The organism is Ruegeria sp. YKSD163 (assembly GCF_059612905.1).
The window spans coordinates 137,462-149,792 of the sequence record NZ_JBXWRM010000013.1 but is presented as its reverse complement, the minus strand read 5'-3'; the positions used below and the strand labels follow the sequence as shown (position 1 = coordinate 149,792).

The window sequence follows — 12,331 nt, the reverse complement described above, 5'->3', positions numbered from 1 at the left end:
CCCTTCCCGAACCCGGAAGTTAAGTGCCTCCGCGCCAATGGTACTCGGGCTAAAGCCCCGGGAGAGTAGGTCACCGCCAAACCTAATAAATACTCATCTCTCTAATGCGATAACAAAACAACCGGCGCGGGATGGAGCAGCCAGGTAGCTCGTCAGGCTCATAACCTGAAGGTCGTAGGTTCAAATCCTACTCCCGCAACCAAATTCCCAAAATACATCAAATACTTCAAAGCCGAGCATAACGCTCGGCTTTTGTCGTTCCAAATCCTTGTCAACGCCTGGTCAACATTCGTCGAGTCCCCCTGCGCGGGCCAAATTGTGTCTGGCCGTGGGACCAAGGAGACCAGTCGGATAGGTAGTGTCAAAGATCTTTCGCACTTTTGATTTTCACGCGACGACGGCTCCTTGGGTTTGATCCGCGAATAGCGGGGTCATGTTCATGTATTTGCGGGTCGACCATTGGGTACCTGCGAAGTGGCGCAGGCGCGCCGCGGCCAGGTTCAGGCAGGACTTTCCATCTGGGAACGCGCCGACTACGCGGGTTCGGCGCCGGATTTCTCGCATAATCCGTTCCAATGGATTGTTGGTCCTCAGCTTGATCCAATGACAGTCGGGGAAGCCGTAGTAGGTCAGCGTCTCATGACCGTGCTCTTCGAGCAACTCGGCCGCCTTGGCCAGCTTCATGGCGCGCAGATCGGCAATTACAGACTTCATCTTCTCAGCAGCGGCATTTCGGTCCCCCTGAGCGTGGATGGCCTTCAGCATCTTGGAGACGTCCCGCACCTTGCCAGACGGCACCAGGCTGAAGGCGTTACGATAGAAGTGAACTACGCAGCGCTGCCACTGGGCGTCAGGCAGAAACTCGGCAGCACTCTCCACGAGGCCACGGCAGGCGTCAGAGACGACGAGCTGCACGCCTGACAGGCCGCGATCCACGAGGTGCCGCAGGAATGCCGACCAGCCCGACTTGTCTTCCTTGGGTCCCTCCATGATGCCGAGAATCTCGCGGTAGCCGTCCGTGGTGACGCCGATCGCCACCAGCAGGGACACATTCCGCACTTCGCCCGCCCAAGAGCGTTTCATGACAATCCCATCCAGGAAAACGTAGGGGTGTTCGCCCTCGATCGGTCGATGCCGCCAGTCGTCGATCTTGGCGTAGATCTTCTTGTTCAGGTTCGACACGGTACCGGGGCTGACGCGGGTGCCCCACAGGGCTTCGGTGATGTCCTCGACCCGGCGCACCGACACGCCCGCCAGATACATCTCGATCAATGCCTCCTCGACCGAGCTCTCGCGCCGCTGGTAGCGTTCAATGATGGCCGTCTCGAAAGTCTGCTTGCGCAGCTTCGGCATCTTCAGCTTCACCGGCCCGGCCTTCGTGTCCAGCGAACGCTCATAGCTGCCAGCCCGCGTGTCCTTGCGACCTTCGGTGCGCTCGTACTTGCTGGCGCCACACAAACGGTCGGCTTCGGCATCCAGCATCGCATTGAGCGCTTCTTCGACGGTGCCGCGCACCATCTCGCCGAGGTGATCACGAATACGTGCCTCATCGATCTGTATCACTTGCCCCATCGGTTTGGGCTTCTCATTTTCATCCATTCTTTGCTCCTCTCAGCCAGTGTGAAAGGAGCCGTCATCACGGTGAAATGTGCGAAAGAAATTTTACGTTATCCAAATGGAGGCACGCAAATGCGCCAGAGCAGCCATTCAATTTCCAAGTTCAGGAAGGTGCCTGTGAAGCAAGGGTAGGACGGAGCCTTGCGAGCGCGACAAATCGCAAACTGCGTCATCCGTTCGATACGCCATGCAGATTACGGTATTCAGTCGGGGATTGCTGATATTTCTCTCGAAACGCACGGTTGAACGGCCCAATGGAGGCGAACCCGACATCGTAGGCGATTGACAGCACAGGTGTATCGGCCCGCGCAGGATCGGACAGAACCTCACACGCCGCCTCTATCCTGCGTTCGTTCACGAATTGGGCGAAGTTGCGATACCCGAGCCCCTTGTTGATCGCGCGTCGGACCCTGTGCTCAGGCGCATCCACGGCTGCTGCGAGCCGCGCGATTGTAAGTCCTTCCTGTCGCCAGATACCATCCGCCATCGCCGCCTCGACCCTTTGCAGAACTGCGGCGTCGGCGCCTGACAGTGGCATGGCAGGTCGCGGTTCAGGCTCCCGCCGAAGGGGCCAGAGATCAGGTGCGATCTGCACGGCCCAGGACAGGAACAGCAGCGTCAGCACCAGAAATCCCGAGGCATGGAGCGGGTACATCACGGGTGGCAGATCGGCATCGAGCTTAAGGAACTCGACCACCGAGATTCCGAGGCCGGTCAGGGCCATGAGCACCACGAACCACCTGCGGAACCGGCGGCGGGTTTCGACCAGATCGTCGGCGGCGGTGGACAGCGCGATATAGAGCAAGCCCGCATAGAGCAACACGACAAGGATGCCCCGGAGCGTCGCCGCGAAGGGCAGGATGGGTGCAAGCCAGGCACCTATGGTGACCAAGACTGCCAGCACGCCGTGCCACGGCCGGTAAACCGGCCGGTCGAGGAATATCTCGGCCCCGGCCCAGACCGCCAGGACCGGCACCACACCGGCCATCATGACGAGACCGGTCTCGGCCCAGGTTCCGGAGAGCCCCAGGTTCGGCGACGACACAAGCAAGTAAGCACCAAGTCCGAGGCAGAGGGCAGGCACCGACAGGCCCCTGGGCCAAACGGCACGATTGGCCAGGAAGATCAGCGCACAAGTCGCCAGCGCCGTCACCGCGCCGCCCCTCAAAAGGAGATCAATTCTAACGATCAAATCTTCCATGGATCGAGCGAAGCCGAGACCAGTGAACCAGTCAACTGGTATGGGCGCACCGATTCCGGAAAAGCCGCGTCGATTCCTGAAATCATTGAACGATTTTCAAAGACAGCGAGAGCGGTAAACCGATGCGCTCCAATGTATCGGTCGGCATTTCAGACCGGAGACCATCATGGAAGATCAATGCATTATCAGCCATCTCGCCGGAATCTTCTCCGGCGTTCTCGCCACGGACTTTCTGCGCTACGCCATCGGTGCAGGTGGCGTTTATCTGACAGTGAACCTGGCGCTGGCGGCCCGGCTCCGGGCGCGGAAGATCCGGGCCGATGAACCGCCGCAAGGCCAGATCGGCCGCGAAATCCTCGCAAGCCTGCGCACGGTTCTGATCTTTGCGCTGAACGGGACGCTGATCGTTGTCGGAGCTGAGGCGGGACTCGTCCCGATCTATACCGAAGTCGTCACCTACGGCTGGACCTATCTCATTTTCAGCACGGTGATTCTGATCGTCGCCCATGATACGTGGTTCTATTGGTCGCACAGGCTGCTGCACTACCCGCCGATCTTCCGGCGCTTTCACAGGCTGCATCACAAGTCGCAAAACCCGACGCCCTTTACATCCTACAGCTTCGATCTGGGCGAGGCGGTGGTGAATGCGGTCTACCTGCCGCTGATCCTGCTCGTCCTGCCCGCGCATCCGGTGGCGAACCTGGTATTCGCCACGCACATGATGCTGCGGAATGCGATCGGGCATTCGGGCTACGAACTTTTCCCGGCCAACCGGTCCGGCGGGCCGCTGTTCGACTGGATGACGACCGTCACCCATCATGACATGCACCACGCCCATGCCGGCTATAACCTCGGCCTCTACTTCACATGGTGGGACCGGCTGATGGGGACGGAGCATCCCGGCTATCGCGAAGCTTTCCGCCGGGCGGCCCAACCGGTTCCGGCACAGGGCGTCCGTAGGGCACTCCGGCGTGCCCTGGAAAACACCGAATGAAATCCACATGCTGGAGTAACAGAGATGAGGAAACCGGAATTCATCGCCCGCCAGAGCCGCCGACCCACAGGTCTGCTCGGTGCAATCGTCGCTCGCGTCATGGCGCGAGAGACGCGCCCGGAGAACAAACGCGCCCTGCGCCTCCTCGATCTGGCAGATGGCGAAAACCTCATCGACATCGGCTGCGGGCATGGCGAAACGCTTTTCGAGGCCAACCGCATGGTGCGTTTTTCAGAGGGCGTCGGCGTGGATTCCTCCGAGGTTATGCTGAAGCGTGCTCGTGCCAGAAACCGTGATGCGGTCTGGGATACGCGCCTGACGTTTCATTGTGCCGACACTGCTGCGTTGCCCTTTCCGGACACGCGGTTCGGCAAGGCGCTTTCGGTGCATACGATCTATTTCTGGCCGGACCCGGCGGCCCATCTTGCCGAGGCGTTTCGCGTTTTGCGCCAAGGAGGGCGATTCGTGCTCTGTTACCGATCGACCGCCGACAGTCGGGCTGTGGATGGGTTCCCCGACACCGTCTATCGTTTCCCGAGCGTTCAGGAAGTGGAGGAGACGTTGAAGCTGGTCGGGTTCCTGGACCCGGAGACCACAACTGAGGACATCACAGGACGTTTGACGCATTGGAGTATCGCGGAGAAGCCATGAAGCGAAGGACCGCAAAGGCGGGCTGAGCCGTCGCTTCGGCTCGTGCTGCGAATTGGCGCTTTGTCCGCACTGCCGTCATTGCCCATGTCCGTATCAAATGTCCGCTGTTTCATAAAGTTGCTGATATGCATCGCGTTGGACCGTACTTTTGAGGCAGATCTGTCGTTCACGTTTTGGCGCTGAAGATGTTTCGGCTGAACAAAACCACGCCCTGTCCGGCATTTCAGTCCGAAGCCCGCATTGGTTTCGTGACGCAGTTTACAGATCTCTGCCACGACTCACTTTAGCTTGGAGGCATACAGTGGAGGTTCCCATGACCATCTCATCGTCTAAACCCGCGAGTATTCTCGACACATTGGTTCGTGCATTTCAGCAGTGCGCCAAGATGCAGCGTCGTGTCGACCAGTTTCACTGACTCCTTTACCTCCCCGTGGACTTTGTCCACCAACTGGCCCCGGAGGTCTTCCCAGAGGTTCCTCACTGCCCTCTCTCCGGGGCTACCCTTCCAACCAGGATTTTGATTTGGCAATCGCGGCAAAGAATGCCACGGCAAGAAATCCAGAGTGACTCAGGTCCATCTCAATCACCGTACCCAATGCCGATCAATTCAAGACTGTCGGCCTTCAACGAGGCAGGTGCGCTTCAATATTGCCCCACTCAACCCATCTTTCGACTGTCCTGACCGGAATACACCCCCGCGCCTGCTCCCGCATCACTGCGTAGTCGGCAAACATATCCGCCACCGCTGATCCCTCCGACAGCACGGCCAGTTCCTCAGCCGCCTGCACCTGGAGTTCTCGGCTGCATTCGACGACCGGCGGACAGGCCCCTTGGCTGCCGACGTCAGAACCGGCCGTCTCGCAACCGCTCAACCAGCTCGCCCCGATCACGAGGACGGCGAGCCGCCGCCTCGAGCATCCGTCTCTGGATGTCATAAGTTCTCTCCATGGACTCGAGGCGTTCTGCCAGACGCCCGGCACGCTCGCCGGAGCGGCGCAGGGCCAGCAGGAACAGAAGGATCGACAGTGCGATGACGCCGTAGCGGAGCGCCCTGCGCGCCCATCCCGATCCAGCGACAGCGGCGAGGATCCCGCTGATCACCGCCGCCCCCGTTTCCAATCATCGAGCCGGGCGTAGATCGTGACCGCGATGCCGCCGAGCGCGACCGCGATGAACACCCAGCGCAGCGTGTCGAGATACGGCACCAGCGGCAGGACGGCGCTTTGCGTCTCGGCCAGAACCTGCTGTGCCACCTCCACCCCGGCTGCGCCCAGCGTCGCGACGCCCGCCGCACCGCCGCCCTTCATCGTGCGGCTTTCCGCCAGGTTCTCCCGCGCCGGTGGGGTCTCGGCCGCGAACGGCACCGATCTTGCGGGGAACCGCTCGCCCCACTGGCGCGCCGGGCCGAGGTCGATGTGCATGAAGCCCGATCGGGGGTAGAATCCGAAGCCGAGGAACCCGACCTCCCGCGCCGCGGCCTCGAAGGCCGCCGGGTCGTGGTTCGCCATGGCGATGTCGAAGGCGGCGCCGTCGAGGTGCTTCGAGCGGGTCGCGCCGCCGACGGTGCGGTTGTGCTCGGGGCTGCGATAGGCGGAGTGGACGATCAGCGGCTTGCCCAGCCGGTCACGAAGCGCCTGCAGCTTGTCGAGGGCCGCTTCGTTGATCAGCAGCTTGCTGGTGCCCCGGCAGGCGATCTCAGCCGGGCTGAAGTTCGGCCAGCGCCAGGCACCCTCGGGCACGTCGCGCCAGTGGTCATAGAATGTCGTCGTCATTGGGGTGTCTCCAGAAACAGGAACGCCGCCTCGGAGGGCGGCGTGGGCGTATGTGGATTGGTGCGGGGGGTGGGAACGGATCTGTCGGACCGCAGCCTCGTTTCTTGTCCTACGGCCCACCGCCGAAGAGCCTCAGCTTGACCGCGGTGCCGGCCAGCAGCACGAGGATCAGACCGGTGGTGACGAGATGCACGGTGGTCTGCACGGCGGTGCGGCGCACGAAGCGGATGCAGTCCAGCAGAGACCGCAGGTCCCGGATATCGAGGGCCGCGGTCTCACCTTCGAGCCCGACATCGGCCAGCGCCTGCCGGGCGCCCTTCTGGGCCGCGCGCGCCAGCATGGCTTCGAATTCGGCCTCGGGGATGCGCAGGTTGCTGCTCTCACGCGTGGGGGGCGGCATGGGAATATCTCCTTTGGGCGGGGTCAGTTGCTGCCGGCAAAGCCGATCTCGAGGCTGGCAAGATCGGCCCAGGTCCAGGGCTGACCCGTGGCGGGGTTGAGCGCCCATTCGGATCTGAGCGCCTCGAGCGAGAAGCCCGTGGGCGCCTGTCCAGGGGCATCGTAATTGGTGCCACCGATCCGCAGACGGTTGACCACGAAGGCCGGGTTCGGCGTTTCGACCGCATTGCGGGCATGGCTGGCGAGGATCACCTTGCCGATGGTGCCGGGCGGCGTGGCGCCGGGGGTGAGCGTCGAGGTGACCGCATCGCCGGCCGCGCCGGCATAGGCGAAGGTGGTGGGGTCGCCATCGCCCAGTTCGGCATGCCCGCCGACGGCCGTGGCCAGCGCCCCCGGACCGGTCGGGCGCAGGATGCGGAACCTGCGGCCGCGGGTATCCTGGTCGGAGACAAGGACGTTGGAGAGAAAGAAGCGGGCATTGCCATCGAGGTAATTTGTTCCCCCGAAGTCGAACCGCACCGCGCCCTGTCCGTCGACCTTGTCGGCCTTGCCCAGCACCTGCCCCACCTGGCTCAGATCGATGTAGAGCGTGACCCGGTAGTCATCCTCGTGCCCGTTGACGCTCGTGCCGGTCTCGACATGGATGTCGAAGGTGAAGAGCGTGGCATCGGGCAGACCCGTGACCGGGGCACCGGTCAGGTTGGGCGCCGACAGGCTGAGACTGGTATAGTCGAGCGTCATCGCGCCGTTGTTGAGGTCTATGCGGGCAATATCGACCGTGGGCAGGCCCACCGATGCGAAGAACCCGTCCCCGGAGGTGGTGCGGTTGAAATCGTCATAATAGCAATCCGCGCGGATCCAGATGTCGTTGACACCCGGCAGCGAGACACTGGCCGGCTGGGCCTCGTCGAAGCGCAGGGCATGGTCGGCGAAGCCCGGGTTGAAACTGCCCGGCACAGAGGCGTCCTCGATGCCGCCCAGAATGGCGGCGCTGTTGGTGATCAGGTAATCGGTCATGGGATATCCCCTTGGGATGAAGATCAGACGGTAAGTTCGACGATGAGTTCCTGCTCCAGCACACCAAGCGCGGGCGGGCGCAGGTCGAGCACCAGGTCCTGCGCGGGCAGATCGATGCCGGGTCCCCGACAGGTGAGGATCAGGACCTGGCCCGCGACATCGACACCAGGGCCGGCAAAGAGCAGGGTCAGCTCCTGGTCGGTGACCTGGACCTTGCCGCGGATGCTGACCCGGAATTCGCGAAACGCCCGGTCCTCGTATCCGTCGCGCAGCGCGCGGACCCGGAGGGCTGCCAGTTCGACACCGGCGGGCGGTACGGGATAATCGGTCTCGGAGAGGGTCCAGCTGGTTGCCTGCCCGGCGGCAATCACCACGGCGGCAGGCTCCAGCGTCTCGCCGGTGTCAGGCGCGACCCAGTGGATGCGGATCTCGTAGGAGACACCGGGTTCCGGGCCGATATCGCCGGCGATGTAGCTGTCGAACACAGTGCTGGTCTGGGAGAGCCGGTCACGATGCGACCAGGTGAGCGTGGTCTCCGGGCTGGCCAATGTCGGAAGGTAGAGCCCGTCGCCCTGGAGATTGCCCGGCGGCAATGGCCGGATGGCGCGGGAGGAGAGCGTGACGGTATCACCGGGGGCCTGCGTCAGCGGCAGGGTGCCCAGCCCGGTCTGGGGCAAGAGCTTGACCGAGACGGTCTCGCCGGCCAGGAAGCTGCCCCGGCTGGGCTGGGCTGCGGCTTGCCAGCAGATGAGCGGCGTGCCGGCCGCATGCGCCAGCGGCACGGTGTCGAGACAGCCGCGACCGACGGTGAGAGTGCTGGCGGAGATCCCGTCGATGCGCAGGAACTCATCGCCGAGGGCCGCGAGTGTGCCGGTGACCAGCTCGGAGAGCCCGGTCCAGTCGCGGACGGCGAGCACGGTGTCCTCGGGATCGTCGGAGAGATCTGCATCGAGGATCGCGGTTGGAACGAAGCCCACCGGGTCATCGGCGGCGTATCCCGTGCCGGTGTCGATCCAGACCTGGGTTGTCAGCGCATCCGGCGCGGGGCGCTGGCCCACGGCCATGATGGTGCCGGCATCGGGGTCGGTCGACAGCGCGGCATCCGCCTGGGCATGGCCCAACTCCTGCACCAGCAGCCAATACGGGGTTTCCCGTACCAGCCGGCGCTGGAGCGGTTGTGGGGTTGAGATGAAGGAGGCCGGCGGGTTGCTCGTCTCGCCGCCGACCAGCGCGGTATCGCCGAGGGCAAAGACATCCTCGACGATCCGGAGACGGATGCCATTCTGGCGCCCGTCGCCATGGTCGATCTCGACCACCCGCATGATGACCCCTTCGAGCCCGCGCCGGGGGTTCGAGAGCCGGATCGCATCGCCCGGGTCGAGCTCGGCCCCGCGCCGGTTGACGGTGATCTCGCCGGAGAGGAGCGGTGCGGACAGCCCGCGCAGGTCCCGTTCGGCGAGACGCACGGCCAGCGCCTCGTGGCGGACACCGGGATAATCCACCGCCGTGGAAATCACCTGTCCCATGAGCTGGACACGGGCGGTATCGGTGACACTGACCGAGCCGGTCTGATCGGTGCGCGCATCCGAGAAGCTGACGGTGATGCTGTTGACGAGATCGGCGGCCTCGCGCCGGCCCAGTTCGCCCCATTGGATCACGTTGCCCGCATGGAAGAGCGGCAGGCTGTCGGGGTCGTAATCGTTGCGGATGAGCTTGAGCTCCCAGCGCCCGGTGCGGCGATCGACAAAGAGCTGGGCGTCGATGTGATGCAGGATGTCGGAGAGAAACTCCTCGAGACTGGCATCGCTTTGCCAGAGGAGCGACAGACCGAACCCCTCGGCGAAGAGCTGATCCGCGGCTTGCGTGAAGCTCGGGCCTATATCGGCCTCTCCATAGCCGAGCCCCCAGGTGCGGTTGGTGAGGCATTCGCGGATGATATGGGCCGGGTTCATGTCCGGGCCCCGGTCGGTCTCCGGATCCACCGCAACGATCTCTGCCGTTTCCGGATACCATTGTGTCGCCCCGTCCTCGGCGGTGAGAATGCGGGTGAGACGCACGGCCCAGGGTTTGAGATAGGGGTTGAGCCCGAGATAGACCTGCCGCAGGACCAGAGAGCAGATCCCGCGAAAGCCCGGCAGGCTGGTTCCGGCCCGGGCGGCGAGATAATCGTTCTGCCGCTGGTCGGGTGCGCCCATCAGGACATCGATGTCGCCGACGATGCCGCCCTCGCGGCTCTCGCCTCCGAAGAGATCGGGCTTGTCGATGCGAATGCGGGTGCCGGGCGCCGGGGAATCCTCCTCGTCGAGCACAGACCCGCCGCCTGATGCCGTGGCGAGGGAGATGGACTGGAAGGCGAACGACAGGGTCTTCGGCGTCACCTGCATCCAGGTCAGGTGTTCGCGCTCGTCATGGGCAATGCCCTGTATGGTGATCCGGTGGGTGGTGCCGCTGGCCAGCAGCGTCAGGTCCAGCGCCTGTCCGAGGGAGAGGCCGGGGATCCCGTTCGAGCTGTAGATGTTCAGCGCGGCAAAGCTGCCCTGCTCGCCTGCCGGAAACACCGCGGCATTGGCATTGGTCAGCAGGGTTGTCACCGCGCCGACACCTTCACCACCGCCGGAACCCGTGCCATCGGCAAGCGACCAGGCGGTGCGGTCATCGACCCGAATCTCGCGGATGGTATCCACCGGCCCATGGCAGAGGGCCAGGTGTGCCCCGAGCGCATAGCGATAGCCGACAATGACCGAGCTACCCATTGCTCTGACCCTCCTGCCGCGCCCGGGCCTCGGCGACGGCGATCACCCGCAGGGCAAGCGCATCGCCGGTTGCGGCCAGAACGTCCACCTCGAGCCCATCCCGCAGGAAGCTCTGCCAGTCGAGCCCGTGACGCGCAAACCAGCCCCGCGCGCCCTGAAAGCAGATCCGCGCGGCGCGCAGATCCCGGATCGTTACCCGTGTCACTTCTTGCCTCCCGATTTGCGGATCGGGTCGACCTTCAGATCGCCCGCCCAGACCACGTTGGGCCCCCGGAGCAACACGGTTCCAAACACCACCGGGATCGGCCGGCCTTCCTCGGCCGTGGGCAGGTCGAACTCATCAAGCCCGGCAGCCTTCGGCGGCGCCGTCTTCGGCTTCGGGGCCAGCACATAGGAGATCGCCGTCAGCACAAGGCTGGCGACGATCTGGACGACAAAGTTCCAGACCATGGAGAAAGGCTTTCAGGGGTTCGAGGAGACTTGCGTTCACATAGTCGGACGAAGGGAACGCGCTGGGATCACAGGTGACCCACGTTCAATCGAAACAGCCGTTGCTCAGGTTCCTTTTCGCAACAGTGGGTTGCGACTGCCCAACGTCTTGGTGGTTCGCAAACAACTGCCTACCTGGAGATATGATCCAGGTTCTTGTCTTTCCTTGGAGACCGACCAAATCTGTGGATTACTTCGCTATTGCAGTGATCCCGGACGGGTGTACCGAAGACTCAGCAACACATGGAGACGCCAGTGCGGGCATGCATCCAACAAGTTTTTCTGACCATAGTATTGCTCTGGGCCCCTTTGGCCTCAACTGCTCAGGACATGATGATCGACAACTTTGAAGGTCAACCAGAAGCCAGATGGAGATTTTTTGCTGATACCGTGATGGGCGAGGTTTCCACCGGAGGTGTCACCTTTTTGCGAGAAGACGGCATCGTCTTTGCGAGAATGACCGGAACCGTCAGCATCGAAAACAACGGTGGTTTCATCCAGATTCGAACTGAGTTGCCGACTCCTCCACCTAATGACACGACGGGTATACGCCTTGTCGTCCGAGGAAACGATCAGCCTTACTTCGTGCACTTGCGAACCAATGGAACCGTACTTCCCTGGCAATATTATCAAGCAAGCTTTGAAGTCACACAGGAATGGACCGAGGTGAGCTTGCCGCTCGGCGACTTCAAGGCGTCAGGGCAACTCCTGCAGTCGGTGCCAAAAGCACGGAACCTGAAATCTGTCGGGATAGTTGCCTTTGGCCGGAACCATGAGGCAGAAATCGAAGTCCGTGAACTGAGTTTCTACTGATACCAGACGCAGAACAGCTTTCAGACCTTCACCAAAATTGGATTGCCCGCCCATGACATCACGCTCCCGATCGATTGTCCTTCGGGAATTCTTCGGTTGGCTGTTTGTCGTGATTGTCGGCTCTGGGCTTCATTTTGTTTTTGACTGGACCGGAGGGTGGCGGCCGGTAGCGTTGATCGCAGCCGTAAATGAATCCATTTGGGAACACCTGAAGCTTGCGTTCTGGCCTGGCCTGTTCTGGGCGGTGCTGCCATGGAGTGCCCATTCTCCCGACTTACCAATGCGCCTTGCATCACGGGGATATTCACTTCTGGTCACGGCAATTGTCATTGTTGTCGTGTTCAAGTCCTATACCGCCATCCTCGGGCGCAACCTCTTGTTCCTCGACATAGGGACATTTGTTCTTGCTGTTCTCGGTGGGCAGGTAGTTTCTGCCCTGTTGGAAATTCGAAACCCCCGCAATGCAGCATTTCTGACCATCGGGCTGGCTTTGCTGGCCGTGCAGATCTTCGCCTATGGTTCCTTTACATTCCACCCACCGGATCACTGGCTGTTTACCGATAGCCGCAATGGGCTTCAGGGGCTCTCCCGGCCTTGATCGCCGGAACTGCCACGATTTGCCGGT

The 12,331-nt window shown here is 62.4% G+C and carries 13 protein-coding genes, 1 tRNA gene and 1 rRNA gene; 6 read left to right on the top strand and 9 right to left on the bottom strand.

Annotated features, from left to right (window positions below; genetic code table 11):
* Both rrf and AC2FNA_RS17305 read left to right on the top strand, forming a co-directional pair.
* Window positions 1-82 (top strand): 5S ribosomal RNA (rrf, locus tag AC2FNA_RS17310); the annotation flags it as partial.
* A 43-nt stretch (window positions 83-125) separates the two neighbouring features.
* Window positions 126-202 (top strand) — tRNA-Met (locus tag AC2FNA_RS17305).
* A gap of 185 nt (window positions 203-387) precedes the next feature.
* Here the strand turns inward: AC2FNA_RS17305 and AC2FNA_RS17300 are convergent.
* On the bottom strand, window positions 388-1,572 hold the full coding sequence (locus AC2FNA_RS17300; RefSeq protein ID WP_496828657.1) for an IS256 family transposase: 1,185 nt from the start codon (window positions 1,570-1,572) through the stop codon (window positions 388-390).
* Window positions 1,573-1,786: 214 nt separating this feature from the next.
* A complete protein-coding gene (locus tag AC2FNA_RS17295) occupies window positions 1,787-2,818 on the bottom strand; it encodes a helix-turn-helix domain-containing protein (protein ID WP_496828647.1) in 1,032 nt (343 codons plus the stop codon).
* A gap of 166 nt (window positions 2,819-2,984) precedes the next feature.
* Here AC2FNA_RS17295 and AC2FNA_RS17290 point away from each other — a divergent pair, with 166 nt between their 5' ends.
* Together AC2FNA_RS17290 and AC2FNA_RS17285 are read left to right on the top strand one after the other, a co-directional pair.
* Window positions 2,985-3,812 (top strand): sterol desaturase family protein, encoded by an 828-nt coding sequence (locus AC2FNA_RS17290; RefSeq protein ID WP_496828645.1) that lies wholly within the window; start codon window positions 2,985-2,987, stop codon window positions 3,810-3,812.
* A 24-nt stretch (window positions 3,813-3,836) separates the two neighbouring features.
* Window positions 3,837-4,463, top strand: coding sequence for a class I SAM-dependent methyltransferase (locus AC2FNA_RS17285; RefSeq protein WP_496828643.1), 627 nt, complete (start codon window positions 3,837-3,839; stop codon window positions 4,461-4,463).
* Window positions 4,464-5,306: 843 nt separating this feature from the next.
* On the opposite strand, the gene AC2FNA_RS17280 is transcribed toward AC2FNA_RS17285, so the two are convergent.
* From AC2FNA_RS17280 to AC2FNA_RS17250, 7 genes are all read right to left on the bottom strand, one after another.
* Window positions 5,307-5,564, bottom strand: a complete 258-nt coding sequence (locus tag AC2FNA_RS17280; RefSeq protein WP_496828641.1) for a hypothetical protein — start codon at window positions 5,562-5,564, stop codon at window positions 5,307-5,309.
* The gene (locus AC2FNA_RS17275) at window positions 5,561-6,235 is read right to left on the bottom strand and encodes a YcbK family protein (RefSeq protein ID WP_496828639.1); all 675 of its coding nucleotides are present in this window, start codon (window positions 6,233-6,235) and stop codon (window positions 5,561-5,563) included. Before AC2FNA_RS17275 ends, AC2FNA_RS17280 begins: the two co-directional genes overlap by 4 nt.
* A gap of 109 nt (window positions 6,236-6,344) precedes the next feature.
* Window positions 6,345-6,635 (bottom strand): DUF6127 family protein, encoded by a 291-nt coding sequence (locus AC2FNA_RS17270; protein WP_496828637.1) that lies wholly within the window; start codon window positions 6,633-6,635, stop codon window positions 6,345-6,347.
* Between the two features lie 23 nt (window positions 6,636-6,658).
* Entirely contained in the window at window positions 6,659-7,651 is a 993-nt protein-coding gene (locus AC2FNA_RS17265; protein WP_496828635.1) for a hypothetical protein, read from the bottom strand.
* Window positions 7,652-7,674: 23 nt separating this feature from the next.
* Window positions 7,675-10,404, bottom strand: a complete 2,730-nt coding sequence (locus tag AC2FNA_RS17260) for a phage tail protein (protein WP_496828633.1) — start codon at window positions 10,402-10,404, stop codon at window positions 7,675-7,677.
* Window positions 10,397-10,609, bottom strand: coding sequence for a hypothetical protein (locus AC2FNA_RS17255; RefSeq protein WP_496828631.1), 213 nt, complete (start codon window positions 10,607-10,609; stop codon window positions 10,397-10,399). Before AC2FNA_RS17255 ends, AC2FNA_RS17260 begins: the two co-directional genes overlap by 8 nt.
* Window positions 10,606-10,854 (bottom strand): hypothetical protein, encoded by a 249-nt coding sequence (locus AC2FNA_RS17250; protein ID WP_224987611.1) that lies wholly within the window; start codon window positions 10,852-10,854, stop codon window positions 10,606-10,608. Before AC2FNA_RS17250 ends, AC2FNA_RS17255 begins: the two co-directional genes overlap by 4 nt.
* Window positions 10,855-11,223: 369 nt before the next feature.
* Between AC2FNA_RS17250 and AC2FNA_RS17245 the strand changes: the two genes are divergently transcribed.
* Both AC2FNA_RS17245 and AC2FNA_RS17240 read left to right on the top strand, forming a co-directional pair.
* Window positions 11,224-11,706, top strand: a complete 483-nt coding sequence (locus tag AC2FNA_RS17245; protein ID WP_496828629.1) for a CIA30 family protein — start codon at window positions 11,224-11,226, stop codon at window positions 11,704-11,706.
* Window positions 11,707-11,758: 52 nt separating this feature from the next.
* Window positions 11,759-12,304 carry a DUF6512 family protein gene (locus AC2FNA_RS17240; protein ID WP_496828627.1) on the top strand — a complete coding sequence of 182 codons (546 nt, stop codon included), beginning with the start codon at window positions 11,759-11,761 and terminating at the stop codon, window positions 12,302-12,304.
* Window positions 12,305-12,331 lie beyond the last annotated feature (27 nt).

Bases quoted from the DNA above. Each gene is read 5' to 3' on its own strand.
- AC2FNA_RS17300 (WP_496828657.1), bottom strand. From the start codon at position 1,572: ATGGGGCAAGTGATACAGATCGATGAGGCACGTATTCGTGATCACCTC.
- AC2FNA_RS17275 (WP_496828639.1), bottom strand. From the start codon at position 6,235: ATGACGACGACATTCTATGACCACTGGCGCGACGTGCCCGAGGGTGCC.
- AC2FNA_RS17270 (WP_496828637.1), bottom strand. From the start codon at position 6,635: ATGCCGCCCCCCACGCGTGAGAGCAGCAACCTGCGCATCCCCGAGGCC.
- AC2FNA_RS17290 (WP_496828645.1), top strand. From the start codon at position 2,985: ATGGAAGATCAATGCATTATCAGCCATCTCGCCGGAATCTTCTCCGGC.
- AC2FNA_RS17265 (WP_496828635.1), bottom strand. From the start codon at position 7,651: ATGACCGATTACCTGATCACCAACAGCGCCGCCATTCTGGGCGGCATC.
- AC2FNA_RS17245 (WP_496828629.1), top strand. From the start codon at position 11,224: ATGATGATCGACAACTTTGAAGGTCAACCAGAAGCCAGATGGAGATTT.
- AC2FNA_RS17285 (WP_496828643.1), top strand. From the start codon at position 3,837: ATGAGGAAACCGGAATTCATCGCCCGCCAGAGCCGCCGACCCACAGGT.
- AC2FNA_RS17260 (WP_496828633.1), bottom strand. From the start codon at position 10,404: ATGGGTAGCTCGGTCATTGTCGGCTATCGCTATGCGCTCGGGGCACAC.
- AC2FNA_RS17240 (WP_496828627.1), top strand. From the start codon at position 11,759: ATGACATCACGCTCCCGATCGATTGTCCTTCGGGAATTCTTCGGTTGG.
- AC2FNA_RS17295 (WP_496828647.1), bottom strand. From the start codon at position 2,818: ATGGAAGATTTGATCGTTAGAATTGATCTCCTTTTGAGGGGCGGCGCG.
- AC2FNA_RS17250 (WP_224987611.1), bottom strand. From the start codon at position 10,854: ATGGTCTGGAACTTTGTCGTCCAGATCGTCGCCAGCCTTGTGCTGACG.